Source organism: Streptomyces sp. NBC_01775 (assembly GCF_035917675.1).
GTDB lineage: Bacteria > Actinomycetota > Actinomycetes > Streptomycetales > Streptomycetaceae > Streptomyces.
The window spans coordinates 2,128,663-2,154,864 of record NZ_CP109104.1 but is presented as its reverse complement, the minus strand read 5'-3'; the positions used below and the strand labels follow the sequence as shown (position 1 = coordinate 2,154,864).

The window sequence follows — 26,202 nt, the reverse complement described above, 5'->3', positions numbered from 1 at the left end:
GCCGGTCAAGGAGGGCTGCATGACGAGCGGCACGATGCAGCCTCCGGCACAGCATCCGAGTCCGGGTCTCGCCCGCACCCAGAGCCCGGTCGTCAGGGGGCGGGTGCGAGGCCGGCCCGGAGGATGTCGAGGTAGTTGTCGATCGCAGTCCCCTGCCGCTCCGCCGGGTGCTCGCTGACGGCGTGGATCAGGCCGCACAGGAGCTTGAGCAGGTTTTCGCCGGTGAGGGCAGGGACAGGGCGGATGCGTGCGAGCAGGTCGGAGGTGACCTCGACCAGCTCTCCCTTGGCCCGGTGCAGGGACTCAGTCTCGTCGGACCCGGTGATCAGAACGTCGGTGAGGCCCGGTCGCGCCAGAGCGGTCAGCAGCGCCGTGCGGAGGAAGTCGACGAGTGCGTTGGCGGGCTCGGGATATCCGCCCGCTACGGCCGCCGCATCGATGAGCTCTCGGACCGCTTCTTCCAGGACGGACTCCCGCATGGCCCGCTGCGTGGGAAAGACCCGATAAACCGTCCCGACCCCCACGCCCGCCCTGCGCGCGAGCTCGTTGAGGGTGAGCGCAGTCTCCCCGCCGATGACGGCGCCGCGAGCCTCATCGAAGATCCTCTGCCTGTTGCGTGCGGCATCCGACCTCATGATCCCTCCCTTCGCATACCTATGTGGATAACCTATCAGGTGGGTGCTACGGTGAAATGGATAACTAATCCACTTCGCCTCGTCAGGAGCGGTCATGACCGTTGTGTTCATCCATGGAATACCCGAGACGCCCTCCCTCTGGAACGATCTCCGGGGGCGGATCGACCGCCCCGCCACGACCCTGCGGCTGCCCGGATTCGGCAGCCCTCGCCCGGCTCACCTGGACGGCAAGGAGGCGTATGCCGGCTGGCTGGCGAAGGAGCTGCGCGCCCTCGGTGAGCCCGTCGATCTCGTGGGCCACGACTGGGGCGCGCACCTGGTGATGCGGATCGTCTCCGCCTACGACGTTCCGGTACGCAGCTGGGTGTCCGACGTCGCACACGGCTGGCACCCCGACTATCAGTGGCACGAGGCGGCCACCCTCTTCCAGAAGAGCCCGGAGGGCGAGGAGCTGCTCGCGTCGCTGCGCACCCAGGCCCCCGGCAGCCCTAGCTTCGGCGACTTCCTCCGCCCCCGGGGGATGAGCGCCGAACTGGCGGCAGAAGTCGACACCGTCCACGACGAGGAGATGAGCACCGCCATCCTGACGCTCTACCGCTCGGCCTGGCCCAACTTCCACACCGACTGGGGCAAGGACTTCGACCGCCCCGCTCAGGCGCCGGGGCTCGTCCTGATCCCGACCGGCGATCCCATGGCACAGCCCGCGATGGACCTGGACATGGCCGCGCGAACCGGAGCACTGGCAGTGGAACTGGACCACCTCACCCACTACTGGATGCTCCAGGACCCTGACCGGGGCGCGGAGGTACTCAACCGATTCTGGGACTCCCAACCCGCATGACATCCGATGACATCTCGGTCGGTGACGGAGCGAGACTTCGGCGCCAGCCGCTACCTCATGCCTGACCAGCAGAAACCGCACATGGGGTTCGGAAAGAGAACGACCTCTAACCTCGAAGTTTCATGACGAGCCGCCGAGGGAGTCGGTGGCTCGTCTTCGTGCCGTGGACCGAGGTGGGGTAGGCCGGGGGCCCGAGTGTCGTCTCGGGTGGATGCCGGGTTCCACTGCTCCGACTGGAGGGGTCTTTCGTAGGGACGGGTGAATTCGCTGGTCAGCCGGGGTCCGGCAGGAGTGCGAGCCGGTCGAGGGCGGCGGTGATGTGATTGAAGCCGCGCCATCTTGAAGTCGCAGGTCATCGGGGTGGCGTGATCGTTCGGGAGGGTGCTCGGTCTGGTCGTGGGCAGTCTGGGGCCTTGATCGTCAGGTGGCGGTCAAGGCCGGTCTGTCCGTTTCCAGGTCGCGGAGGCGTACGGGTTCGTTGGCTCGCGGGAGGACGGAGATCAACGAGATCGCCGAACGCGTCGCGGCTCGTCGGGCTGAACTCGACGAGGAGGAGAAGCTCCTGGCCGAGCGACACGATGCGGGCATCAGACGGCGGCGCTGCGCGACCAGTTGAAGGATGCTCGCAGCATGAGCCCTAACGTGCTCGTAATGCGTAGGTCAGAGGCTCCCCGTCTAGCGCGGGTGCTGGGCCGCCAGTCTCCGGGCAGCTCGAAATGTGCCGACCAGAGCCCCGGCGGTGGAGCGGAGGGGACTCACCAAGCGCCGTTCGTCCCGCTGGCGTCCAGGTCACCGACCGGTCCGCCAGGGACATCCCAGGGACTTTTCAGGGACTTTCAGCTCTGTCACAGGGACTTCCGAGGGACATTCGCCCCGTACAGAAGGGCAAGCCCGTGACAGAGCTGAAAGACGCGAATCACCTGGTCAGAGGTCGCGCGCTCAGCACTCAATCACGTTCACCGCGAGCCCGCCCCGCGCGGTCGCCTTGTACTTGACCTACATGCCGTCCGCGCAGCTGGCCCGCCCCCGCTGCATACAACGGAAATCCGGTCTCACCAAACGGGAGATGCTGCGGATCCTCATGGCTCCTGTCTGCTGTTCGACCGGAGAGAGGCCATGGATCACAGCGCGAAGCACGGGACTGAGGTAGGAGACGCCATCCTGCTGCTCGATACCGCGGGCTCTCCGGTCGGGCATTTCCAGGTTGGCCGACAGGTCGACGGCAGGCCGGTCGCGGTGTCGTCTTGGCGGATCACCACAGGGGACCGTGACGTGGCTGATGCTCTCGCGGGGTTGTACGGGGGGCAGCCGGAGCTGACGGGCCAGGGTGCCGGCCGGGGTTATGAAGTGCTCACGCGATGTGAATCGATCTCTGTGGTTCTGACGGGCGGGCAGCCCGTGTCTGTGCGGATGGTGATGCGGGCCGCCGGTGAGGTGTTCCACGTCTGCGATGGAGCCAATCTTCTTGACTCCACGGGTGTCGAGGGGGGTCCGTGTGGCTGTCCTGCCACCGTCGAGGAGCGCAAGGCGGCGGCAAAGGCAGGACGGGGGCCGGTGCCGGAGGTGCGCCTGCGATTTCGGCTGGCCGGTCTTCCTGACGTAGGAATTTTCCAGCTCGTCTCGACGTCGTGGGAGCTTCTGGAATCGCTTCCCTCGGCGGAGCGTGTGATGCGCGGAACCTCAGTGGACTGTGTCCTGAGTTATCAGTTGGTGGAATTCACCACCGGGTCGGGGATCTTGGTGAGCCATCGCAGGCCCGTGCTTGGGGTCAAGGGGCGCCCGGCTGGCAGGCGGGGCGATGTCTGCCTGGTGGCGTGAGGTTCCGTTCGGCGCGGGCGCGGGTGGAAAAGCGGTGGCGCGTGCCAGGGCGGGCGGCTACGGTCGCCCTTGTTCGTGCGGCGGCTGTTCGCCGTTGCTGAGGCGTTGAGAGAGACCTGGGAGGTGTGACCGATGGCTGTTGTCGAGATGGGCGCTGCCCGCATCCGGAAGTTCATCAAGTCCACCTCCGTGGCCACCGGCTGACCTGCTTATTTCCTTCGCGTCCATGTGCGCGCAGTTGGGCAGTGGAACGTGCAGTCGGGGCCGCCCTGTGAAGGGTCACCCTTGTCTTCCTCTTCTTCTTCCGCTTCCTCTCTCTCCTCCTTTCCGGGCTCGTCTTCGTCCTCCGCGCATCTGCTGACTTCGTACGGCTGGGATGCGGACTGGGATGCCGTGTTCGCGCCGTACGCCGAGCAGGGGCTGCTGCCCGGCCGTGTCGTCCGTGTCGATCGCGGGCAGTGCGATGTCGTCACGCCTGCCGGTGTGGTGCAGGCGGATACCGAGTTCGTCGTGCCGCGCGATCCGATGAGGGTCGTGTGTACGGGGGACTGGGCCGCCGTCGATCCCGAGGGCTGTGACCCTCGGTATGTGCGGACGCTGCTGCCTCGTCGTACGGCTTTCGTGCGCTCGACGTCCTCGAAGCGCTCCGAAGGCCAGGTCCTGGCGGCGAACGTCGATCACGCGCTGATCGCCGCCCCGCTCGGCGGCGACCTGGACCTGGGCCGCATCGAGCGGTTCATCTCGCTGGCCTGGGAGAGCGCCGTCTCATACAGCTCAGCCCTCACCTGCACAGATGCCGTTTGGAGAGGCCGGGATCTGTGTGTAGGAGGGGACTATGAGCGAGAAAGAAGTGGCGGAAGAGTTCCGGGAGGCGACTCCCCAGGAGCTGCGGGGGAAGGGTCCGGGAGACCTTGTCGATCTGTACATCCGTCGCAGCAAGAAGCGGGAAACGGTCGAGACCCTCAAGCAGCATGCGCGGGACCTGCGTCGTGAGATGGACCGGCAGGGGCTGACCGTTCGCAAGGTCTGGCTGGAGCAGCGGAGCGCCTCCAAGGCACACGTGCGCCGTGCGGAGCTCGAAGGCGCGATGGCTGCAGTGATCGCCGGCGAGGTCAAGACGCTCGCGGTCTGGAAGACAGACCGGTTCGATCGCCGTGGCATGGCAGCCATCGGTGGCGCGCTCGATGAGTTCGACCGTCGCCGGGCACGTCTCTATGTGCTTCAGGAGAATCTGGACTCCAGCCAGCCCGGCACCCGCATCGTCTTCGCCATCCTGGCCGAGCGTGCCCGGGATGAGATCAGGGACCTGACGCTTCGAGTGACCACCGGCAAAGCGGCAGCACGCACGGCGGGAAAGTGGTCGGGCGGAAGGACGCCCTATGGCGTCGTGTCACCGAAAGGTTCGGATCACATCGAGCGGCATCCAGCCGAATACCCCCATGCCCGCTACGCCGCGGACGAGCTGCTCAAGGGGCGGTCGGCGATGAAAGTGGCCCAGGAACTCAACCAGAACGGCGTCCGGACCAGGGATGGCTTCCGCTGGGATTCACGGGCCGTCACACGCATGGTCAGGTCGGCGGCATGGGCCGGCCTCTTGCCCGCGAAGCAGCGGTTGCACGACGAGTTCGGCCAGCCGCTGGATGTCTGGACATCGACGGAGGAGCCGGTCAGGGACGCGAAGGGGAATCCCGTCGTCGTGGGCGAGGGGGTCGTGACGCCGGGGGAGAGGCTGCGCATCCTCGCAGCGATCGATTCCAGGGTCACGCGGATGGGCGGAGGGGCGCGGGGGAAGCGCCCCCACACGACTTTCTTGGGCGGCATCTTCACCTGCCCGTACTGTGCCGGCCCGATGGTTGGGAGCGGTGGTAACCGAGGCCGCCACTACCGGTGCCGTACGAGGAGCATGTACGGCAATGAGGAGTGTGCGGGCGTTGTGGTCCGTGCCGAGCGCATGGACGCGGCGGTCGAGGCCATGTGGCTGAGCCACGTGTCCGCGCTCGAATACGGAGACCCCGGCCTCGACGCGATCGTCCGGCGCTGGGCAGTCCTGCACGATACGGAACGTGAGGAGCGCAGGAAGGACGTCATCGCCGCCCTGGACGCCGCCGGTGCCCGGCGCGACAAACTGGAGCACGACTACTACGTCGACGGTTCTCTCTCAGAGATCCGCTTCAAGAAGCTGTCAGCAGAACAGACGTCGGTCATCGACTTGCTGGAACGCGAAGCCGGAGAGCTTGCTCAGCAGGCCGACCTCTCCTTGTTCTTCGCCGATGGGCAGGCGCTGATGGAAGCCTGGGAAGAATCGATGATGCCGGACCGGCGGATGCTGCTGGAGTGCGTTCTGAAGTCCCTCACGATAGCCCCGGCTCGGTACCAAGGGGATCGAACACCAATCTTGGACAGGGTTACGGTCGAGTGGGTGGCTTAAGAGGCTGAGCTGGGATGAGCGCGAGCGGGAGCAGGACGGGGGAGTGGCAGCTAACGCATCGACGGTCGGCCCTCACGATGTGCTACTCGACAATACGGTCTTGGGGTGCGCCGACAGCGACGGGGGCGAGGCTGCTGCGTCGAACCACACTTGACCGGCACACTGTCATAATTCGGTGCTGGAGAGCGGGGCGTCGTCCCCGCAAAGGGAGGGGCGGCCCGATGCAGTTCGAGGTGCGACCGTACTTTTCTCCCGTGCCGTCGCAGCGGGGGTACTACCTGTTCTCTGACAGCTGGGATGACTTCGGCTTCAAGACGACCTACCTCCTGGTCGTTCGAACAAGCGACGGCGAAACTTACACGATCGGCCAGGTGGGCATCGGTCAGTTCGGTCTGGACAGCGGGCGGCCCGAACTGCCGCTGAGCTTCGATGCGCTGGACTCCGAAAGGTTCTTCTCTCTCGGCCAGGACGACGGCTACTACGAGGGCCTCCAGGCCCTCGGCCCCACAGCACGGACACAGATACTGACGGCTCTGTGCGATGTCGCCTACAGCCCGACTCTGCTGGAAGGGGCTATGGGGGAGGAGGTGCTGAACAGGTCCCTCCTGCGGTCCGTCACGCTCACGACTGTGGTTGCGCAGTTCCACCGCATCGCGCATGGCGGGGCACGACTTACTCCGTTCCGGTTCACCTTTGACGCGCCTACCGGCGGCACAGACACGGAGCCGTCTGTGCGTCTGCGCTTCGATGTGACTCCGGAGTCCACGCCCCCGACCAACATCCACGCCCTCATCGGCAGCAACGGTGTCGGGAAGACGCATCTGCTGCGGGCTTTCGCGAGGGCTGCTGTCGGCCTCGGGGACGGGACCGGGGGAGTGGTCACCAACATCGCTGACGACGAGCAGCTGTTCACAAACATGGTGTCAGTGAGCTTCAGTGCGTTCGATCCATTCACCGCCGTCGAGCCAGACTCCGTCGTCCCGCACACGTATGTGAGCCTCAGCCAGGAACCTTCAGGGGAGATGGAGAACAGCACCCCTATTTTCAAGGAGCCTCACCAGCTTGCGAACGAGTACGTGGAGGTGCTCGCAGACCTGAACGGTGAACTTCTGCGCCGATGGATCACGGCTTTGGAGACCATGGGGTTCGACTCTCTGGTCTACCTCATCAAGCCCTTCGCGATGGGAGAAGCGCCCTACAACCCCGACTCGATTGAGATCGGGGAGGCGCTCAAAGCGGCCGACAGGACATCCATGGCGCGCAGCTTCAGTCGGATGAGTTCCGGACACAAGATCGTCTTGCTGGCGATAACCCACCTGGTCCGCCGCGTCACCGAACGCTCCCTGGTGCTGATCGATGAGCCGGAGACACACCTGCACCCACCACTGCTGTCCGCGTTCATCCGGGCCGTCTCCGACCTCCTCACCAACCGCAACGGCGTCGCCATCATCGCTACCCACTCACCTGTGGTGCTGCAGGAAACCCCCCGCTCCTGCGTATCGGTGCTACGCCGCTCCGGGACCGCGCTCGTGGCAGATAGACCGGATGTGGAGACCTTCGGGGAGAACGTCGGCGTGCTCACACGTGAGGTCTTCGGCCTGGAGGTCACCCGCTCAGGCTTTCACCGCGAGCTGGAAGAGGCCGTGGCCAGGCGCCTGGACTACCAGCAGATCGTTGACAGGTTTGGCGGGCAGCTCGGCGGTGAGGCACGCGCCCTGCTCCGCTCCATGATTGCGATCCGGGACCGGCGGGACCAGGAGGAGGGCTGCTGATGTGGCCGCTGGGAAAACCTTCCCACACCCCGCGTGACACCTACCGCACCTGTATAAGCCGCAGCAGAGATCCTCTCCTCAAGGCCCGTCTGGAATCGCTTGAAACCGTCGTAGTCCTCGCCGCAGAGCGCTACGAACAAAGCGCTGCAGCGGCGACGCTCCACACGCTGAGCTCGACGGACTTCGGGCCGACGAAGGGGGAGCCGACGGCAGCAGAGGACCTCACGAAGGTCTACACGAACTCGATGGCGAGCCGGGGCGCGCCGGGCAGGCGGGTGTATGACGAGTTGAAGCTGGCTGCCCGCCGTTGCCCCCTGTGCGGGCACGGCACCGTGACCACTCTCGATCATCACCTGCCGAAGTCCGCTTACCCCTACCTCGCTGTGATCCCCTCGAACTTGGTGCCGGCGTGCAGTGACTGCAACAAGACGAAGACGAGCGCGGCGCCGGCCACCGCTGAAGAGCAGACTCTGCACCCGTACTTCGACGACATAGACCAAGAGACGTGGCTGTCCGCTGAGGTACTGGAGGAGGGGTTGGCGGCGCTACGGTTCTGCGTCAGACCGTCGGGGGAGTGGTCGACATGTCTGGCCGCCCGCGTTCGGCACCACTTCAATACCTTCCGACTCGACCGCCTGTATGCCGCCCAGGCCAGCGACGAGCTGGCGGGACTCGCCTATGTGCTGCAACAGCTCTTCGATGTGGCGGGAGCCGAGGGGGTGCGTGACTACGCCAAAGAACGCGCGCTCAGCGAGAGCGCTGTACGCCGTAACCACTGGAAGACGGCTACGTACTGGGCGCTGGCCAACAGCTCCTGGTACTGCTCGGGCGGCTTCGCAGCTCTCTGACCCGCCAACCCAGCCTCGCGAAGAGCCGCCGCGCCCTGGATGTTGGGGGAGGGGCGATCCGAGAGGTTGAGCCAGCGGACTGAGGTACTCCGCCGCATCTGAGAGGGCGTTTATGCAGTTCAGGACCCATATGCGGCTCTCGTCCCTGCCCCACTCTGAGGGCTTTCATCCCGTAGGCGGCGAATGACCTTCTCCGGGACGGGCGCTCGGCCATCCGCCTCGTTCGCTTCTGCACCCGGAAGTCCGTCTGGTTGAAGATGCCACGGAATCGCCTGATGAACAGCGGAGCCGAGCCCTCCGGCTCACCCGTGATCACGCTACGCCGTGAGCGAGCGCAAGCCGTACCCCAGCGGCCTGTCCGACGCCCGATGGGCCCTGATCGAGCCGACCGCCTCCGTGATCGACACCCAGAGCGTGAAGACCTCCAGTAACGTGCCTCTGACCAGCCAGGGAACGGATGCAGCCAAGAAGATTGTCGGCAGGAAGCGCGGCATCATCACCGACACGATCGGCCTCATCCTTGCCGTGACCGTCACCGCCCCCGGCCTCTCGGAGAATGCTCTGGGAATACGCCTCCTCGACCAGGCGAAGGAGAAGTACCCGACCATCTCCAAGAGCTGGGTCGACACCGGCTTCAAGAACACCGTCGTCGAGCACGGTGCCAGCCTCGGAATCGATGTGGAAGTCGTCAACAGAAACCCGGATACCCGTGGGTTCCACGTCCTGAAAAGGCGCTGGGTGGTCGAGCGGAGTATCGGTTGGATCATGATGCACCGCCGCCTCGCCCGCGACTACGAGACCCTCATTGCCAGCTCCGAAGCGGTGATCCACATCGCCTCGATTGACAACCTCGCCAAGCGCATAACGGACGAGACCACACCCGCCTGGCGAGGAACCTACTAGGAGATACAGTGCAATCCGCCTACTTCAAAAGCCCTCTGAGCGGCTCCCAGCTCCTGAGTCCTGGGTCGCGCAGAAACACCACCTACGACGTTCCGGAGTGGATCACCCTTCCCGTGACGGGTGGGTCAGAGCCGTACCTGTCCTGGGTCGTCGAGGAAACATCCGCAGCGTAGCTGCGGGCTGAACTCTATGACCTTCGACCGTGTCCATCACTCCCGGACAACGAGGGGCACGTCGTGGAACCGCCGCCGACGAGTGCGTACGCCGACCGGCATCGGACAGCCGACGTGACACACCAAGACCCCGACGGATCAGAGACATTCCCCACCGCCCCGTCGCCGTAGCGCTTGTGAGGGCGTTCCAGGCAGGATGCGGAGGCATGAGGATTCTTGTGCTGGGCGGAACGTGGTTCTTGGGCCGGGCAGTCGCTCAGGCGGCGCTCGGTCGGGGATGGGAGGTTTCTGCCTTCAACCGAGGACGCTCCGGCTCTGCCCCGGACGGGGTGACGGAGATCCACGGGGACCGCACCGTTTCGGAGGATCTGGCGGCCCTGGCGGCGCATGGACCGTGGGACGCGGTGATTGACACTTCTGCCTCCGAGCTGGCTCCCCGTGACGTGCTGGCGGGGGCGAAAGCTCTGGAACCGGTGGCAGGAAAGTACATCTACGTCTCCACGGTGAACGCCTACCGGGGCTGGCCGAGCGAGCCGCTGACGGAGACCTCGGAGGTGCTGGACGGTCCGGCGGACGCGGACGTCGACTACGGTCGCCTGCCCCCCGGCTGGGAGGGGCCGGATTGGTACTACGGGCGGCAGAAAGCGGGTGCCGAGCGAGCGGCTCTGGAAGCTTTCGGAGCCGAGCGGGTCTCGGTCCTGCGCCCGGGGGTCATTCTGGGTCCGGGCGAATACATCGGCCGACTGCCGTGGTGGCTGGGCCGGGCGAAGAGGGGTGGTGCGATTCTCGCGCCTGGAGCCCCGGACAAGGGGATCCAGCCTGTGGACGTCCGTGATGTGGCGGCGTTCGCTCTCGATCAGTCGCAGGTTTCTGATGGTGGTGCGTACAACGTCACGGCTCCTATCGGTCACGGGACGATGGGCGGCCTTCTCAACGCTTGTCTGAAGGTGACCGGCGGCTCGGGGCACCTTGTCTGGGCCCGCGATGACCTACTTGTGGACCACGGAATACAGCAGTGGACCGAGCTACCGCTGTGGCGTACCCACGCCGGCGTATGGAGGATCGACTCCACGCGGGCCCAGCGAGCCGGACTGCGATGCCGCCCGCTCGAAGAGACCGTCGCCGATACGTGGGAATGGTTGCGTACTGGTGGAACGCCGGTCGAACATCCCCGCTGGGCTGAGCACGGGATCTCGGTGGCAAAGGAGACGGAGATACTGGCCAAGGTGACCGGCTGAGGTCAGGCTTCGAGAGCCAGCGGCGCGCCGGGGCCGAGCGTCTGCGCGGTGGCAGCGGCGGTGAACTCTTCGATCCGCTCGCCCAGCGCGTTCGTCTCGGCCGCACCATTGAAGTGGGGGCGGCAGAGTTCGGCTCGGACCGCCGCCAGCCGCTCCAGAATTCCGGCGCCCCGCCACACTGCGGGCACGGAGAAGACGGGCTCCAGAGCCTCGTGGGCCCCGGCGAGTTCGCCACGGAGCAGCCGGGCGCGGGCAAGGTCGACCGAAGCCTGAGCCGAGGTGAGGATCGGTCGCTGGTCCTCGGGCCTGTTCGCCAGCAGCCCCAGGGTGGTGGTCGCTGCCTCCTCGGCTCCTTCGGCGTCGCGGAGCAGAAGGTATGTGGTGGCGTTGCTCATCGCGACTCGATCACTCGGGAAGCCGAACTCGCCACCGACATCGTCGTGGAGTTCGTCGCGTGTCCCCGTGCTCTGGTCCAGGGCATTACGCATGGCGCGCTCTGCGGCCGGTTGGTTGCCCAGGTGGCCGTAGGAACGCCCCTCGATGACGGAGAGGCGGATTCGAGCGGTGTCGCCGAGCCCGCCGAATCGCTGTGCTGTGCGGATGAGCCGGGCCGACTCCGCAGGCCGGCCTCCCCAGTAGGCGAGGAAGGCGAGTGCGCCGTGAGCGTATGCCTGGAGGGGACCGTGCTCGATTACCTGTCCGTAGAGAGCCGCTGTACGTGAGAGCGATACGGCGGTGGGCAGGGACCCCAAGTCGAAGCAGATTGCCGAAAGAAGAGCGGCTGACTGGCCGGAGGCGAGATACCCGCGCTGCTTTTGCCGGGGCACTTCCGTCCGCTCCAGCAGGGACTGCGCAATACCCAGGAGTTCCTTTGCCCGGCGGTACACCTCGACAGGAGAGGTGCGGTTGTAGTCGCGAGCCAGGGCAATGACGTCGTCTTCGAGCTGGTCGAGCGTCATGTCCGGCACGTTGAGGGAGGCGGCGCCGCTGGCGTGTGCCGCTGCGTCCCGAGCAGTCATCGCAAGTTCACTTTCATTGAGCGCAAATACGTGCTGGTGGGGTGGAGCCGGAGGCGTCTCCACCGGCGGCCCCAAGAGCTGAGCGACGGGGTAGCCGAACAGGTGCTCCAGTACCCGCGGAGCCGGCTGATTCGGGAGCCCTTTCACACGGCCCGCCGTCCATCGCCGGAAGGTCTGCTCTTCCACGGTCGCGGTGGAGGGTGGCTCGCTCGCGGCGGCTGCAAGCTCCCGGGCGGCCTGTTCGTAGGCGCGTCTGAACGAGTCGTACGTCCATCCCCGCTCCCATACGAGAAGTTGGAGCAGCGTCCTTGCTTTCAACTTCACCGTGGTTCCTCTCCTGGCCACTGATCGCAAGCGGGCACGCAGTTCGCGCGGCCCTCCCCGCACCACTATCGCCCAACTCGCCTACGCGAAAGCGATCTCGGGCGGATGTGGGCTCCAAATGACGCGTCGGTGATACCCGTGTCACCCGGCCACGCGCGAAGTGACACCCGACGTGACATGGCGATGTCCGCCCGACAGCGGGAATCTTGGCTCTCCCCACACCGACCTGGGTTCGGACCACCTCCGGGCAATCCAAGTCGTTCCCCTGGGGGAATCAAGGGCAGGGCGCTGGAGGAGCCATGATGACCCGTACTACCGCCGGAACAACGGTCGCCTCAGCGGCTGGCGAGGCGACCCCGCTCGGCTTCGAGACGGGCTTTCTCCCAGCAGAGTCCCGGGTGGCGGAAATGAGGCGGATCACCGCAGATCACCTGCGCTGCTGGGGTCTGGCCGAGTGTGTGGACAGCGCCATACTCGCGGTCTCCGAACTCGTGACCAACGCTGTCCAGTACGGCTACGGGCAGCGTATTGGGCTCAGGGTGACGCGCTCGGCCCTTGAACTGCGCATCGAAGTCTCTGATGACAACCCTGCCCCGGCGCAGTTGTGCTCCACCACCGAGACCGATGAGAACGGGCGCGGCTTGTTCCTCGTCGCCGTACTCGCGCACGACTGGGGTGTCAGCGTCGATGGCAAGACGACGTGGTGCACGTTCCGGCTTCCTACGGGGAGGCCGTGATGATCGCAGTGGACAATGCCTTCGCTGTCGAGCTGCTCGGCCGGCCGGTCTCTTCCGAGGAGGAGACGATGCGCAGGCTCACCTTCTCCCTGTCCCGCTCGTTGGCGAACGAGGGAATCAGTGAGGACCTGTACGACACTTTGGAGGAGGTCCTCGGAGGCCAGACTCAGAGTGCTCCGACGGGCCGCGTCCACTGGACAGATGACCTGTTGGTCCGTTTCGGCCTACCTCAACCGCTGCGGCCTCGGTGGTCAGGGACGGCCTCCCCGCCTCCCGAGGAAGCCGCGCGGATCAGCGACAGGTTTCGCAGGGCGACGACGCAGCTCTTGCAGGTCGCGCCCCACCGCGTCGCGATGTACCCAACGGATGAACTCCTGCGGCTGATCGCCCTTCGTGACGAGCGGCCGGAGGCGGACCACGCCGTTGTCCACCTGCGCCGGTTCGCCGTCGCCATCCTCGCGATTCTCGACCTGATGGGGGATGACGCCTCGTGACCACGTTCCACTCCTCCATGACGATCCGGCAGCGTCCGCAGGTGGCTCTTCTCGGATGGGCTCGGGAGAGTCCCTGGCCAGCAGCGTGTAAGCAGCCGCGGAACACAAGCACCACGGATAGCGTCCAGCGCGACCGAACACCCCAAGAAAGAGGGCAGTTCCCTTCATGACTAATGCAACCGTCGACGGCGACCGCGCTGCTCAGCTGCGTGATCAGGTGGTGGATCAACTCCTCAAGGACGGCGTGATCGTCTCGCCCGAGGTCGAGGCCGTGATGCGCAAGGTTCCTCGTCATCTCTTCACTCTGGACGCGTCTTTGGACAAGGCGTACGAGCCCTACACGGCGTGGATCACGAAGACCGACGAGCACGGAGTCCAGCTCAGCTCGGTCTCCGCTCCTCAGATCCAGGCGCTCATGCTGGAGCAGGCCAAGATCTGCCCCGGTATGCGGGTGCTGGAGATCGGGTCCGGCGGGCTCAACGCCGCCTACCTCGCGGAACTCGCGGGCGAGGACGGGTCGGTGACGACCGTGGACATTGACCCGGACGTCACCGAGCGGGCCGCGCGCCTGCTTGTCGAGAACGGCTATGAGCGAATCCGTGTTGTCACCGCGGATGCGACCGAGCCCATCGAGAGCCCGGGGTCGGTCGACGTCATCGTGGTCACCGCGGGGGCCTGGGACATCCCGCCGGCCTGGTTCGACCAGCTCAAGCCGGGCGGTCGGCTGGTGGTGCCGCTGCGGATGCGAGGGCTGACGCGCTCGGTGGCCCTGGTCCGTTCCGGGGGACACCTGGAGAGCGAGTCCGCGAAGATCTGCGGATTCGTTCCCATGCAGGGCTCGTCCGCGCACCGGGAGGAGCTGCTGCTCGTCACCGGCACACCAGAGATCGGTCTTCGCTTCGACGACGGGCTCCCGGCCGAGCCGAGCGCGCTCGACAACGCCGTGCGCACACCACGCGTCGAGCGGTGGACGGGCGTGACGATCGGGGTCAGCGAACTGCTGGACACGCTCCAGATGCACCTGGCGATCACGCTTCCGGGCTTTTGCACCATGGCGGTGGACCCTGACCTGGACACGGGCATCGTCGCACCCGCCAACAAGGGATTCTCGCTCGCCGCGGTGGAAGACGGCACCTTCGCCTACCTCACCACTCGCCGCACCGAGGACAACAAGCACGTCGAGTTCGCCGTGCACGCCCTCGGCCCCGACGCGCAAGCGTTCGCCGAGAAGATCGCCGGACATCTGCGCGAGTGGGAACGCGTTCGTCGCGGCGGCCCCGGCCCGGACATCCGGGTCTACCCGGCCGGCACCCCTGAGGCACAGATCGCCGGGGACCGGATCATCGACAAGACCCACAGCCGCATCTCTCTGTCCTGGCCCTCGGCATAGCCGAGGGGCGTCAGGCCGTCATGCACCACTCCACCCCAGCAAGGAGAGTGATCGACATGAGTACCGCTACCGCCATGGTCGAGTCGCCGCCGGTGGTCTTCGCGGAGGACGACTTCGCGCCGCTCGACGTCAAGGTGGTCGTGGCCGCGCACCCGCACGGAAAGCTGATGTGCCAAACGGGTGACGGTTGCGGCAACACCTGCTCGGGCGGCGCCTCCGCGTGTTCCTCGTTCATCGAGGACCCGGCCTGACCCAGGCCCCGGGCTGGACGGCGCCGGGCATTCCCCGCCCGGCGCCCCCAGCCCCACCTCCTGTGCTGTTCCTGACCACTGGAAAGGAAAGGGCTCCGCCATGGCCTCCCACGACGTCGTTCACTATCGGTGGCAGGGCGTGGCTCTGCTGCGTGCCACGACCCGTCCGGGTCCGGCAGACGTTCCGCACGCGCTCGATCCCCACGCCCCACTCGTCCTGCGGGCGTGGCTGGGGAGGGTCTGGCAGCACCAGGACGTACGCAACACCGTCCGCGCCGCAAGCCCGGCGCTGTCCCAAGCGGTCGATGCGATCACGCGCGGTGCGCAGAGCCGGCCGCGCCAGATTCGCCGAACGGCGCTGTCGATGGTCTCCTATCTGCTGCGCTGGCAGCACCGCCCCACTCCCTTCGGATACTTCGCCGGCACGGCATCGGTGACAGCCGGAGCAGCGCCCCGTGTCAGGTGGGGCGCGGAGCGCCAGGTGGTGCGGCGCGCCGACGGTGAGTGGCTCGCCGACATCGTTCGGCGCCTCCAGGAACATCGCGCTCTGCTGGACCGCCTGACCGTGGTCGCCAACAACACCGCGCAGACCAGAGGGGACCGTCTCGTTGCCTCCGGCCCACCCGTAGACGGTCGCACGCACCTCATGGCGCCGGTCGAGGTCTCGCTCCGGTGCTCCCGCCCGGTGGAGGCCGCGCTACAGATCGCCCGCACGCCGATTCGCTGTCAGGACCTCCGGGAGGAGCTGACCGACCGGTTCCCCGCCGGAGCCGGAGAGAAGATCGACGGCCTCCTCTGGGAACTCGTCGTACAGAACCTCCTCATCACCAGTCTGGGCGCCCCCATGACCGTGCCGGATGCTCTGGAGCACGTCTGCGGCGAGCTGAAGAAAGTGGACGCGCACTCCCTGCCCCACATCGGGGACTTGGCGCGTGAGCTGTACGACCTCCACGATGACCTCTCCGGCCGTGAGCTCGTCGCGCCCGCCGCAGACCTGTGCGGTGTCACCGACCGCATGACAGCGCTCTCCGACGTCACCCCGACCCCGGTCCTCATCGACACCGCCTTGGACTGCGACATCCAAGTCCCTGAGCAGGTCATCGCGGAGGCTCAGGTGGCCGTCGCGGCGCTGTGCCAGGTCAGCCCGCTGCCCTACGGACATCGGCAGTGGCGCGATTACCACCGGCGCTTCCGCGACCGGTACGGCGTCGGCGCTGTGATTCCCGTCCTCGACCTCGTAGCCGACAGCGGGCTCGGCTGGCCCGCCGGGTACATCGGCTCGGATCGCGGCAAGGCACCGGGACAACTCGGCGACCGCGACGACCTGGTCATGAGGCTTGTGCAGGAGACCCTCATGGAAGGCCGCGAAGAACTCGTCCTCACCGCCAAGGAGATAACGGCACTCGCCAAGGCCGCCGGGCTCGACGAACCGCTGTTCGCCCAGCGCACCGAAGTTGCCTTCGAGGTCCGTGCCGCCTCCACTTCGTCCCTGGCGCGCGGCGCGTTCCAGCTCGCGATCACCGGCGTCCCGCGCCCCGCGAGCAGCATGGCAGGCCGCTTCATGCACCTCCTGCCTGCCGCACACCAGGCTGCCTGGGCGTCCACGTACCGCAGCACCGTTCCGGGTGCGAGCACCGCGCAGCTCTCCTTCGGCCCGCGCCGTCGGCGCAACGAGAACGTGGCCCGCACTCCCGCGCTGCTCGACCTCGTCGTTCCCCTGGCTGAGCACCCCACCGAAGGCCGGCGGACGATCGATGTCGATGACCTCGCGATCACCGCAGAGGCACGCCGCTTCCACCTCATCCAGGTCTCCACCGGCATCCCGGTCGACATCCGGATCCCGCACGCGCTGGAGGCCGGGGTGCAGACTCCGCCCCTGGCCCGGTTTCTCGCGGAAATCGCGGAGGCGCGGTGCGCCGTCTACAAGCCCTTCGACTTCGGCGCGGCATCCCGTCTGCCGTACCTGCCGCGCGTGCGTTACCGCCGCACACTCCTCGCGCCCGCCCGCTGGCTGCTGGCGGCCGACGGCCTTCCCGGACGGTCCGCGTCGGCTGCCGAGTGGGAGACTGCTTTCGCGGACTGGCGCACCCGTCTTCATGTTCCCGACAGGGTCGCCCTGGTGGAACACGATCAGGGTCTTCCGCTCGACCTCACCCACCCTGTCCACCGGCACCTGCTGCGCTCGCGTGTCGAAGACGTCCGTCACGTAGAACTGCACGAAGCACCGGACCCCGACGCGTACGGCTGGATCGGCCGCGCTCACGAGATTCTGCTGCCTCTCCAGCGGGCCCGGCCCGCAACCGCCCGCTTCACGCCCGCTACCCGTCCGGTGCAGCCCACGCCCCGGCAGCTCTTGCACCTGACCGGCTCCGGCCGCGTGTTACGCGCCCACCTGCACGCGCATCCCGCACGGTACGACGAGATCCTGGACCGGCATCTGCCCCACCTCATCGCGAAGTTCGACCAGGCACCGCCGTGGTGGTTCAGCCGACAGCGGGAGGTCGCCCGCCCCGAGGCCGGACAGCATCTCGCGCTCTTCCTCCACCTGCCCGAGGGCACCTATGCGACGGCGGCCGAGCATCTGAGCACGTGGGCCGAGGCACTGCATCGGGCCCGCCTGGCGTCGGACCTGACCCTGGCCACCTACCAACCACAGACCGGGCGCTACGGCCACGGCACAGCCATGGATGCCGCGCACCGGCTCTTCGCCGCGGACTCTGCCGCCGCCATCGCCCAGATCCGACTGGCCGCCCACGCGGACGCTCCCGCTCTTCATTCTCTGGCCGCCGCGAGCGTCCTCGACCTGGCCCGGCTCCTCGCTCCTACGGCCGACCGCGGGATGCGATGGCTGATCAAGCACGTCCCGCACGAGCACGGACGTCTGGACCGGGGCCTGCGCGACGAGGTACTCCACCTCGCCGTCGCCGGTCCGGACTCCGTGCGGCGACTCGGGGGCGGTGAGCTGGCGCAGAAGTGGGCCGCGCGTGCTCGCGCCGTCCGCGAATACCGCAAGGTCCTCGCAAAGCAGCGCGATCCGCTCAGCGTCGCCCGCTCGCTCTTCCATCAGCACCACGTGCGGGCCATGGGAGTCGGCCCGGACGCGGAGACCACCACACTGCGCCTCGCCCGCACCGCCGCCCTGCGCCATACCCAAGGGGCCGCCCGGTGAACACCGCACTCGCACCCAGCGCGCACAGCCTGATCCAGGAATTCACCGATCACTTGGCCCAGCCCGCGCCTGTGACCTTGAACGAACCGTGGGCGGGGCAGTCCCTGGCGGAGGGAGCCGTGGGCGTCGCACTGGTGCATGTAGAACAGGCCGCACGGCAGGCGGCATCCTGGCACGCTGCCCATCGCTGGATCACGCAAGGGGCAGCCGGGGAGATCAGCGCCGCCGACACGACGGGTCTCTTCCTCGGCGCCCCGGCCCTGGCCTTCGTCCTCCACACAGTGCCGCACGACCGCCAAGCCCGGTACGCGGTGGCGCGGAAGGTCCTGCACAGGCACGTCACCGCGCTCGCGCACCGCCGCACCAGCGCTGCCCTGGCCCGCATCCGGCGCGGAGGGCTTCCCGACTTCGCCGAGTACGACACCCTGTTCGGCTTGACCGGCCTCGGCGCCTACCTGCTACGCACGGCCCCGGACAGCAACGCTTTTGAACGGGTCCTGAGTTATCTCGTGGAACTCACCCATCCGCTCGAAGTCGACGGAATCCAGCGGCCCGGATGGTGGGTCGGCCACGATCCGCACCGCCGCCATTCAGCCGCGTTCCGCGCGGGCCATGGCAACCTGGGCGCCGCGCACGGCATCACCGGGCCCCTTCTGCTCCTCGCCCAAGCTCTGCGCCGCGGCGTGAGCGTCAAGGGACAGGCCGAGGCCATCCGCACCATCTGCGACCACCTCCATGCCTGGCGACAGGACAGTGAAGCAGGCCCCTGGTGGCCCGAACACCTCACCGTCGCCGACGTAGCAGCAGGACGCACCCACCACAGGGCGCCCGGTCGACCGAGCTGGTGCTACGGCACTCCCGGCATCGCCCGCGCCGGCCAGCTCGCCGGGATCGCGCTGCAGGACCAAGCCCTCCAACGCGCCTACGAGGAGGCCCTGCTGGGATGTCTGAGCGACCGCGCACAGCTCGCGCTGGTGTCCGACACCAGCTTGTGCCACGGGTGGGCAGGCATCTACCAGACCACTTACCGAGCCGTCTACGACGCTCTGACACCGGAACTGGCCGCCGTCCTGCCCGCTCTGGAACACACCCTGCTCGCCCAGGCCCGCCCCGGCGTTCCGCAGGGTCCCGGCTTCCTGACAGGCGATGCCGGATGCGCACTCGCCCTGACCACGCTCGCCGCGGACCCGGCGCCAACGACCGGATGGGACGCATGCCTGCTCATCGTCTGAACTCGTCACCGCCGTCCGTCACACAGGACCGGTTGAGCCGCGCTGTCCTCGACGTCCTTGCTGGCGAGCCGCTCGAAGCTGTGGCACACCGGATCGGAATTCCTCCCGTGCGCCTGGCGGACGCGCGGGACATCTTCCAACGCGCGGGCCACGAGGCCCTCGTATGTCCTGCCACCCAAACCGACTGGTGGCAGGTTCACATCGAATTCGCCGACTGGGGGAGCGCCGAGCGGACCGTCGCAACCCACCTTGTTCCCCTCTTGGCCGCTGGGGAGGAAAACGGCGCCGCCACGGAATGGTGGTTCACGCGCAAGTATCCGAGCTGGCGGCTACGCGTTCGTCCGGAGAGCCGGGCCACGACCGGCCTGAGGGCCAGACTCGACCAGCTGGTGACAACAGGCCATCTGCTCCGCTGGTGGCGAGGCATCTACGAGCCCGAGACCGCTGCCTTCGGCGGCCCGCCGAGCATGCTTGCCGCCCACGACTTGTTCACCGTCGACAGCCGGCAGATCCTTGCTCTGGGCACCGGCCCCGGCCTCGGACTGGGGCACCGGGAGCTGTCCATCCTGCTGTGCACGATCATGATGCGCGCCGCTGGACTGGAGTGGTACGAGCAAGGCGACGTGTGGCAGCGCGTCATCGGCGAGGAACACCGATCCGCCTTGGAAAACGTCCCCAATTCACGGCTTTACGAGATGGCCGGGCAGATCCGCACTCTGCTCACCGCCGACACCCGCGCGGATGGCCCGATCCTTGGCCCCCACGGGCCCCTGGAGAACTGCACCGACTGGGCTGCCGCGTTCCACCGGACAGGGCTCGCCCTCAAGGAAGCAGCCGGTTCCGGCACCCTCGACAGAGGGCTCCGCCGCGTTCTCTCCCTTCACGTGATCTTCCACTGGAACCGGCTCGGCCTCTCCATCGGCGCACAAAGCGCCCTTGCATGGGCCGCCCGCACCGCCATTCTCGATCCGCCGATATGGACTCTTCAGCATCAGTGAAATCGGCATACAGCTCGCATTGTCAGCAACCCCCATACACATTCCACTCCTTAAGACCCCCATGCCCAACTTGGGAGCGAACTCCCCGTGCCGCTCATTCCCTCATTCAATTTTCTGAAGAGAGACTCAAGATGCCCTCCTGTCCCGGAGTCCGTATGGCAGGAGGTATCCGAAGCAAATCAGGTGGATTTCCGTCCCTCATATTCGGAGGCAGGGTCCGACACGGAACTTGGGCAAGCCCTGGGCGATGTGGACCGAGGGCTGTGGAATTCCATGAGTGACTTGCTGGCCGGCACTCCAAGCTGGGAGCTGAGGGTCTCGCGGACACGAATTCTCGGCAGCATCGCCGCCCGGACCAACGCAGTGGGCACTTGGCGAGAGGAAAAGCCTCAGTCGAGCAACGCCTGGGTGATGACCGCCCGGGTGGAGACGGAACGAGCGATGCGAGCCTTCCAACGCGAACTCCCCGAAGCCGCCGGCATGGTGCAATCCGCCGTCAGGACGAGTTGGTGGATCGCGCAGCAGTGGCCCAGGGACCCGGTGCCATGGATATGCCTGATGAGGCTGTGCTGCACGCGAACCCCCAGCGTATTGGGGCTGTGCAACGACGCCCCGCCCGAACAGGAATGGCTGCCGCGCGGCCCGTGGGAGCTTTTGCGCCAGGCGACGCAGCACGCGCATCTACGCGAGGCATATCACCGAATGCGTCAGTTCCTGGCCGACCAGCCCCACGTCGCCTTCGATTTCTCGCGCTGGGCCGCTTCTCGCGCGCCCCGCGGGTCCCCCCTGCTCGTTCTGCCGTTGTACGCGCGCACCGAGCAGTACCACTGGCAGCGCACCCGGGCGTCAACGGGCGAGGCGCGCTGGCTGAACCCGTGGCGGGATTCAGTAACGCGAGGGATGGCCCAGGAGGAGGCGGAGCGTGCCCTGTCCGGGTGGTTCGACCACCGCGACCACTCCCGGGAGCCGACCTCGCACCTGGATCTGTCGTACCTCGCCTATGCCCTGTGGTGCTGTGCCGAATTCACCGAGGGGGCACGAGTGTTCACCGAACTCGGCCCGTATATGACCCGGCAGCCCTGGGTCTACGAGAGCGACGAGAACGGGCCCACACAAACCCCGGAGGAGGCATTCACGCTGGCCCGCCGTCAGTGCCTGTCCTACGCGGCCAACCACCGGAATCCCCCTCCAGGCCGCCCACGCTGGCCGCCCCACCCCGACCACTGAAGCCCTCACCGGCTCAATCGATCAACACCAAGGGAACCCGCATGCCCGTGATAAGTAAGAATCCCCTCGGAACCCATTCCGGTGGGGCATTGGACGACGAACGGAAACTCAAGGCGCTGGGGTATGAGCCGAGACTTACCCGCCGACTGTCCGGGTTCCAGAATTTCGCGTTCTCCTTCTCCGTCATCTCCGTTCCGACAGGCTGTCTGGGGATGTACCTGTACGGGATGAACACGGGCGGGCCCCGGGTCATGATGCTCGGCTGGATCGCGGTGACTGTGATCGTGATGTGTATCGCGATCTCATTGGCGGAAATCGTCAGCAAGTATCCGACTGCCGGTGGCCTCTACTACATGTCGGAGCGACTGGGGGGCCGCAAATGGGGCTGGTACACGGGCTGGTTGAACATGCTGGGGCTGATCGGCGCGGTCGCATCGATTGACTTCGGCGCCGCGACCATCACCGGGATGTTCCTGGAAATGCAGTGGGGCATCTCGCCGAGCAGCAATGACATCTTCCTCATCTTCCTGGGCATTCTGCTGCTGCACGTGGCCATGAACCTGTTCCGCGCCAAGGTCGTGGCCGTCCTCGCGTCGGTGAGCGCGTGGTGGCACCTGATCGGGGTGGCGGCCATCGTCGTGGTCCTGGTGGTGGTCCCCGGTGAGCACCAGTCGCCCGGGTTCGTGGTCGGGCACTGGAACAACGACACGGGGTTCCCGGCCTTCTACGTATCCCTGATCGGGCTGCTGACGGCCTGGTACACGTTCTGCGGCTGGGATGCGTCCGCGCACGTGTCCGAGGAGACAGTCCAGAGCGCCATGAACTCACCCCGGGGCATGGTCCGCTCCGTATGGGTCTCGGGTATCGCCGGGTTCCTGCTACTGGGAGCGGTCACCTTCGCCATGCAGAACTGGGGCAAGGCCCAGGGGGCCGAATCGCCTCCGGCCCAGATCTTCCTGGACTCCCTGGGCATGACCGGGGCGAAGCTGCTGTTGCTGATCGTGATCGGCGCCCAGCTCTTCTGCGGCTTTGCCGAGGTCGCGGCCTGTTCGCGGCTGGTGTGGAGTTTCTCGCGGGACCGGGCGATTCCCGGCTCGTCCCTCTGGGCGAGGATCAACCGCCGCAACATCCCGGCCCTCGCCATCGTCTTCACCGTCTTCTGGGCCGCAGTCCTCGCCTCCCCCGCACTGTGGAGCCCGACCGCGTACACGGCCGTGGTCGCGATCAACGTGGTCGGCTTCTATCCCGCGGTCGCGATCCCCATCTTCCTGCGAGTGCGCAACCGCAAGACCTTCCAGACCGGCGACTGGCACGCCAAAGGCTGGGGCGTCGGACTCGGAGTGATTTCCCTTGTCTTCATCGTCTTCGGCACCGCGCTGTTCAGCCTCCCGCAAGCCCGTCCCGCAGGCGGCGGCCTGTTCTCGGTGGAGACGTTCAACTACGCCCCTGTGGCTCTCGGACTCGGGCTGCTCCTGGCGACCGTCGTGTGGATGGGGTCGGGCCGCAAGAACTACCGCGTTCCCGCTGTGACCAGCCACCGTGCCCCCACGGCGGAGGCCGACCTTGACTGACGTCGCTCCCACGCCGCTCCCCACATCCGGCCAGCCGCTCCCCACAGCCAGCCGGCGGCAAAGCGGGACCGTTACCCCCGCCGAGTTGAAGGCGTCCGTCGGCGCCGGCCACGTGAATTCGGTGATGCTCGGCTGGCCCGCGGCCCGAGGCCGTCTGCGTGGGAAATACTGCAACGCCGCGCCCTTCCTGGACCGTTTCCTGGACCGGAACGGTGAGGCAGACGCGTGCGCCTATTTGCTGGCCACGGACCCCGAGATGCGCACGGTCGACGGCATCGACCTCGCCTCCTGGTCGACCGGGTTCCAGGACTGCAGACTGCGTCCGGATCTGGACACCCTGCGCCTGGCGCCGTGGGTCCCCGGGTCGGCACTGGTGCTCGCCGATCCGGTCGGCGCGGACGGCACGCCTGTGCGTGTCTCGCCCCGGCATGTCCTGCGCCACCAGATCTACCGCCTGGCCAGTCTCGGGATCACAGCGTGGATCGGGCTGGAGTCGGAGTTCGTCCTCTTCCACGAAGGCGACCCGCACGGCGAGGACGCCGGACATGTCCCACGCCTGATGGTCGAGGCGAACCTGGACTACAGCCTCGATGCGAACCCGCGCACCGAGCTGCTGCGGGCGATCGGTGCGGATCTGCGCGGCGCCGGCCTGCCCCTGGAGGCGCTCAAGTGCGAGAGCGGACACGGCCAGGTCGAGGTGACCTTCGCGCCGCAGCCTCCGATGGAGTCTGCCGACACGCATGTACTGCTCAAGCACGCGGCCACCTCGGTCGCGGACCGGAACGGTGCTGGTGCCACGTTCATGGCCTCTCCGGTCACCGGCGTCGGGAGCGGGCTGCATATCCACCTGTCCTTGTGGCGTGAGGGCGAGCCGATGCTGCCCGGTCCTGACGGCGACGCCCTGTCGGACGAGGGTCTCCGCGTCGTCGGCGGACTGGCCGAGCTGTTCGGCGACCTCGCCCCCCTCTACGCCCCGACCGTGAACTCCTACAAGCGGTGGCGCCCGCGATCCTTCGCACCGGTCAACATGGCTTGGGGCTACGACAATCGCACCTGCTCGATACGCGTGGTCGGACACGACGAGGGCGTGCACCTGGAACTGCGGGCGCCGGGCGCGGATGCCGACCCGTATCTGGCGGTGGCCGCGGCCCTGGCCGCCGTGCACCACGGCCTCACCAGGAAACCCGGGACCCCCTCACCCCGTCGCGGCAACGCCTACGAGGACACCACCGCGCCGCCCTTGCCGCACACCCTCGAAACGGCGGTCGAACGCTTTTACGGCGAGAACGTGCGTGGGGCGCTGGGCGACGACGTGGTCGAGCACTACGCGCAGCACGCCCTGCACGAGCTGGCCGCCATGCATTACGAAGTCACCGACATCGAGCGGCAGCGCGGCCTGTTCCCTTCCTGACACAAGTCACCCGGGTGAGAGCCGGCAACCGCCGGCACCCCGGGCTCCGACGGGGCGGTTCGGGCCGCGATGCCGACTCGGCCCAACCGCCTGGGGCCACCCACTCCCCACACGCCAAGACCGTCCGCGCCGTCCCGGCCACCACGACCTGTTCGCCGGGCCCGCAGCACTCCTTCACCTCTCAGGAAAGTGATGTCGACCATCGACCCGACCACATCCCCCCACACCCCGGCAGCGCCTGACGACCTGCCCGATCTGCTTGCCGTACGGCGTGTCCTGACCGGCTGCCAGGGCGTAGTGCCTCACCGCTCTGGACACCGCCAGCGCAGACCGCACCCGCGATTCGCCCGGTGAACCGCCGACGCCAAGAGGTCCTGTATTTCCTCGCACTGGCCGCTGTGCTGGGTGCCCTCGCCTACGGCGTAACCCGCTCCTGGCCCACGCCCCCCACCTACCTACCGATGAATGGACGTTCGTGCCCTCCTCCATATCCTCCGACGGTGCAGTGCCGCCCGTGCCAGCTCACGCCTATAGAGGGGTGCTCGGCCTGTACGCCGCCGTCGCGCTGCCCTACTTGTGGACCGCCTCGCACGCCCTGGCCGGCCTGTGCGGCGTGGACGTGAACCTCGCACAGGCCAACGAGGTCGGGCACGCCCTGACGAGCGCCACAAGCACGGCGGCGTGGGTCTGGCTCGTCCTCCTGCTACGCGCCGAGACCGGCCTTTCACCATCCCACCGACGCGCTCGCTACGCCGCGAGCAGTGCGCTCCTGGTCCTCACCGTGATCGACTTCGCGGGGCTCGCAGCCCCCTCCGGGCAGCCCACGCTCGTGGTCGGCAGCCTGGCTCAACTCACCCTTTTGGTCTGGTTGGCCGTCGCGATCGCGGGCCACGCCGGGATCCCCCTCGGGCAGGTCCGCCCGCGTGCGAGGCGCAAGGCCCGGACAGGCTCTGCGCCGTTCTGGCTGGTCACCGGGGCCTGCATGGCCGCGTTCCTTACCGCCGGCGCACTCCAGAACCCTCTGCGGCGGCTGCCCGGTCCCCAGGGTGCGGAGCCGCCGCCCGAGGGGCTGCGCGAGCACGTGGAGTTGATCGTGGGCATCGTCTGGTCCTCGGTCATCGAGGAAGTGGCAGTCACAGCGTTGGTGGTCGCGCTCCTGGCGGCGGCCCGCCGACCGCTGTGGGAGTGCCTGGTGGTCAGCGCGCTCATGCGGGCCCTGCCCCACATGTACCTGGGCTGGGTGACACTCGCCGCCCTCGCACTCGGCGTCGCCTGCGCCTGGCTGTACTACCGCTACCGCCGCGTGCTCCCCCTCGTCGTAGCGCACCTCGGCTACGACCTGATTCTCTTTGCGCCGCCGCCGTACGCGAACGCCATCCTGGTCCTGGCCTTCCTCCCGTCCGTGCTCGCGGTCTCCGTCCTCCAGGTACGCGCCGAGGAGCAGGTCACGATCCCGGCCACGAGGCGTGGCAGCCCGCCGAGTGCCACCGCTCCGAGTGAGAAGGCCGGTAGATGAGCGGCTATCCCGCATCCTCCGGCATCCCGGCGGACTCGGGGGTGTGCCGCCACCTCGCGTGGGGCGACGAGCCGGCGCCCGGTCCTACGAGTACAACGCGGCAGCCGTCGCACGCTTGTTGGCGCGGTCTTTGACGGCTGTGCGCTGACCTTCTCGAACGGTCCAAGGAGTCCTCTGACGGACGACACGACCTGGAGTCGCGTGGAG

Annotated in this window: 19 protein-coding genes and 3 pseudogenes; 20 read left to right on the top strand and 2 right to left on the bottom strand. The window is 67.3% G+C overall.

Annotated elements, in window-relative coordinates:
• Positions 1 to 92 precede the first annotated feature (92 nt).
• A complete protein-coding gene (locus tag OHB04_RS09685; RefSeq protein WP_326687259.1) occupies positions 93 to 635 on the bottom strand; it encodes a TetR/AcrR family transcriptional regulator in 543 nt (180 codons plus the stop codon).
• Between the two features lie 94 nt (positions 636 to 729).
• Here OHB04_RS09685 and OHB04_RS09680 point away from each other — a divergent pair, with 94 nt between their 5' ends.
• The 9 genes and pseudogenes from OHB04_RS09680 (at position 730) to OHB04_RS09640 (ending at position 10,656) form a co-directional block, all read left to right on the top strand.
• Positions 730 to 1,476, top strand: coding sequence for an alpha/beta fold hydrolase (locus OHB04_RS09680; RefSeq protein WP_326687258.1), 747 nt, complete (start codon positions 730 to 732; stop codon positions 1,474 to 1,476).
• Between the two features lie 1,116 nt (positions 1,477 to 2,592).
• Positions 2,593 to 3,294, top strand: a complete 702-nt coding sequence (locus tag OHB04_RS09675; protein ID WP_326807287.1) for a recombination directionality factor — start codon at positions 2,593 to 2,595, stop codon at positions 3,292 to 3,294.
• A 285-nt stretch (positions 3,295 to 3,579) separates the two neighbouring features.
• Positions 3,580 to 4,095: pseudogene (locus OHB04_RS09670) on the top strand (ribosome small subunit-dependent GTPase A); the annotation flags it as partial.
• Positions 4,096 to 4,129: 34 nt separating this feature from the next.
• Positions 4,130 to 5,722, top strand: coding sequence for a recombinase family protein (locus OHB04_RS09665; protein WP_326687257.1), 1,593 nt, complete (start codon positions 4,130 to 4,132; stop codon positions 5,720 to 5,722).
• Between the two features lie 221 nt (positions 5,723 to 5,943).
• Positions 5,944 to 7,494 carry an ATP-dependent nuclease gene (locus tag OHB04_RS09660; protein WP_326687256.1) on the top strand — a complete coding sequence of 517 codons (1,551 nt, stop codon included), beginning with the start codon at positions 5,944 to 5,946 and terminating at the stop codon, positions 7,492 to 7,494.
• The gene (locus OHB04_RS09655) at positions 7,494 to 8,342 is read left to right on the top strand and encodes an HNH endonuclease (RefSeq protein WP_326687255.1); all 849 of its coding nucleotides are present in this window, start codon (positions 7,494 to 7,496) and stop codon (positions 8,340 to 8,342) included. Before OHB04_RS09660 ends, OHB04_RS09655 begins: the two co-directional genes overlap by 1 nt.
• Positions 8,343 to 8,723: 381 nt before the next feature.
• A pseudogene (locus tag OHB04_RS09650) lies at positions 8,724 to 9,245 on the top strand (transposase); the annotation flags it as partial.
• Between the two features lie 34 nt (positions 9,246 to 9,279).
• Positions 9,280 to 9,418 (top strand): annotated as a pseudogene (gene cutA / locus OHB04_RS09645) (divalent cation tolerance protein CutA); the annotation flags it as partial.
• 206 nt (positions 9,419 to 9,624) lie between these two features.
• A complete protein-coding gene (locus OHB04_RS09640; protein WP_326687253.1) occupies positions 9,625 to 10,656 on the top strand; it encodes an NAD-dependent epimerase/dehydratase family protein in 1,032 nt (343 codons plus the stop codon).
• A 2-nt stretch (positions 10,657 to 10,658) separates the two neighbouring features.
• Here the strand turns inward: OHB04_RS09640 and OHB04_RS09635 are convergent, their stop codons facing one another.
• A complete protein-coding gene (locus OHB04_RS09635; protein WP_326687252.1) occupies positions 10,659 to 11,675 on the bottom strand; it encodes a hypothetical protein in 1,017 nt (338 codons plus the stop codon).
• A 626-nt stretch (positions 11,676 to 12,301) separates the two neighbouring features.
• Between OHB04_RS09635 and OHB04_RS09630 the strand changes: the two genes are divergently transcribed.
• The 11 genes from OHB04_RS09630 to OHB04_RS09580 all read left to right on the top strand — a co-directional run bounded on the left by OHB04_RS09630 (position 12,302) and on the right by OHB04_RS09580 (position 25,995).
• Complete coding sequence (locus tag OHB04_RS09630) at positions 12,302 to 12,736, top strand: ATP-binding protein (protein WP_326687251.1); 435 nt, start codon at positions 12,302 to 12,304, stop codon at positions 12,734 to 12,736.
• Positions 12,736 to 13,230: a hypothetical protein gene (locus OHB04_RS09625; protein WP_326687250.1), complete on the top strand. Its 495-nt coding sequence runs from the start codon at positions 12,736 to 12,738 to the stop codon at positions 13,228 to 13,230. Before OHB04_RS09630 ends, OHB04_RS09625 begins: the two co-directional genes overlap by 1 nt.
• A 166-nt stretch (positions 13,231 to 13,396) precedes the next feature.
• Positions 13,397 to 14,620: a methyltransferase, FxLD system gene (gene fxlM / locus OHB04_RS09620; protein WP_326687249.1), complete on the top strand. Its 1,224-nt coding sequence runs from the start codon at positions 13,397 to 13,399 to the stop codon at positions 14,618 to 14,620.
• Positions 14,621 to 14,676: 56 nt separating this feature from the next.
• Complete coding sequence (locus tag OHB04_RS09615) at positions 14,677 to 14,871, top strand: FxLD family lanthipeptide (RefSeq protein WP_326687248.1); 195 nt, start codon at positions 14,677 to 14,679, stop codon at positions 14,869 to 14,871.
• A gap of 100 nt (positions 14,872 to 14,971) precedes the next feature.
• A complete protein-coding gene (locus tag OHB04_RS09610) occupies positions 14,972 to 18,040 on the top strand; it encodes a lantibiotic dehydratase (RefSeq protein ID WP_326807286.1) in 3,069 nt (1,022 codons plus the stop codon).
• The gene (locus OHB04_RS09605) at positions 18,037 to 19,272 is read left to right on the top strand and encodes a lanthionine synthetase C family protein (RefSeq protein ID WP_326687246.1); all 1,236 of its coding nucleotides are present in this window, start codon (positions 18,037 to 18,039) and stop codon (positions 19,270 to 19,272) included. The genes OHB04_RS09610 and OHB04_RS09605 overlap by 4 nt, the downstream gene beginning before the upstream one ends.
• A gap of 32 nt (positions 19,273 to 19,304) precedes the next feature.
• On the top strand, positions 19,305 to 20,270 hold the full coding sequence (locus tag OHB04_RS09600; protein WP_326687245.1) for a thiopeptide-type bacteriocin biosynthesis protein: 966 nt from the start codon (positions 19,305 to 19,307) through the stop codon (positions 20,268 to 20,270).
• A 441-nt stretch (positions 20,271 to 20,711) separates the two neighbouring features.
• Positions 20,712 to 21,497, top strand: a complete 786-nt coding sequence (locus OHB04_RS09595) for a hypothetical protein (RefSeq protein WP_326687244.1) — start codon at positions 20,712 to 20,714, stop codon at positions 21,495 to 21,497.
• A gap of 41 nt (positions 21,498 to 21,538) precedes the next feature.
• Positions 21,539 to 23,068 (top strand): amino acid permease, encoded by a 1,530-nt coding sequence (locus tag OHB04_RS09590; protein WP_405806057.1) that lies wholly within the window; start codon positions 21,539 to 21,541, stop codon positions 23,066 to 23,068.
• Complete coding sequence (locus OHB04_RS09585) at positions 23,061 to 24,479, top strand: glutamine synthetase family protein (protein WP_326807285.1); 1,419 nt, start codon at positions 23,061 to 23,063, stop codon at positions 24,477 to 24,479. Before OHB04_RS09590 ends, OHB04_RS09585 begins: the two co-directional genes overlap by 8 nt.
• Before the next feature lie 514 nt (positions 24,480 to 24,993).
• Entirely contained in the window at positions 24,994 to 25,995 is a 1,002-nt protein-coding gene (locus tag OHB04_RS09580) for a CPBP family intramembrane glutamic endopeptidase (protein ID WP_326687241.1), read from the top strand.
• Positions 25,996 to 26,202: the final 207 nt, after the last annotated feature.

Coding starts and splice junctions, on each gene's coding strand:
- OHB04_RS09595 (WP_326687244.1), top strand. CDS start 20,712: ATGCGAGCCTTCCAACGCGAACTCCCCGAAGCCGCCGGCATGGTGCAA.
- OHB04_RS09680 (WP_326687258.1), top strand. CDS start 730: ATGACCGTTGTGTTCATCCATGGAATACCCGAGACGCCCTCCCTCTGG.
- OHB04_RS09675 (WP_326807287.1), top strand. CDS start 2,593: ATGGATCACAGCGCGAAGCACGGGACTGAGGTAGGAGACGCCATCCTG.
- OHB04_RS09625 (WP_326687250.1), top strand. CDS start 12,736: ATGATCGCAGTGGACAATGCCTTCGCTGTCGAGCTGCTCGGCCGGCCG.
- OHB04_RS09655 (WP_326687255.1), top strand. CDS start 7,494: ATGTGGCCGCTGGGAAAACCTTCCCACACCCCGCGTGACACCTACCGC.
- fxlM (WP_326687249.1), top strand. CDS start 13,397: ATGACTAATGCAACCGTCGACGGCGACCGCGCTGCTCAGCTGCGTGAT.
- OHB04_RS09615 (WP_326687248.1), top strand. CDS start 14,677: ATGAGTACCGCTACCGCCATGGTCGAGTCGCCGCCGGTGGTCTTCGCG.
- OHB04_RS09660 (WP_326687256.1), top strand. CDS start 5,944: ATGCAGTTCGAGGTGCGACCGTACTTTTCTCCCGTGCCGTCGCAGCGG.
- OHB04_RS09640 (WP_326687253.1), top strand. CDS start 9,625: ATGAGGATTCTTGTGCTGGGCGGAACGTGGTTCTTGGGCCGGGCAGTC.
- OHB04_RS09610 (WP_326807286.1), top strand. CDS start 14,972: ATGGCCTCCCACGACGTCGTTCACTATCGGTGGCAGGGCGTGGCTCTG.
- OHB04_RS09635 (WP_326687252.1), bottom strand. CDS start 11,675: ATGACTGCTCGGGACGCAGCGGCACACGCCAGCGGCGCCGCCTCCCTC.
- OHB04_RS09590 (WP_405806057.1), top strand. CDS start 21,539: ATGCCCGTGATAAGTAAGAATCCCCTCGGAACCCATTCCGGTGGGGCA.
- OHB04_RS09630 (WP_326687251.1), top strand. CDS start 12,302: ATGACCCGTACTACCGCCGGAACAACGGTCGCCTCAGCGGCTGGCGAG.
- OHB04_RS09665 (WP_326687257.1), top strand. CDS start 4,130: ATGAGCGAGAAAGAAGTGGCGGAAGAGTTCCGGGAGGCGACTCCCCAG.
- OHB04_RS09685 (WP_326687259.1), bottom strand. CDS start 635: ATGAGGTCGGATGCCGCACGCAACAGGCAGAGGATCTTCGATGAGGCT.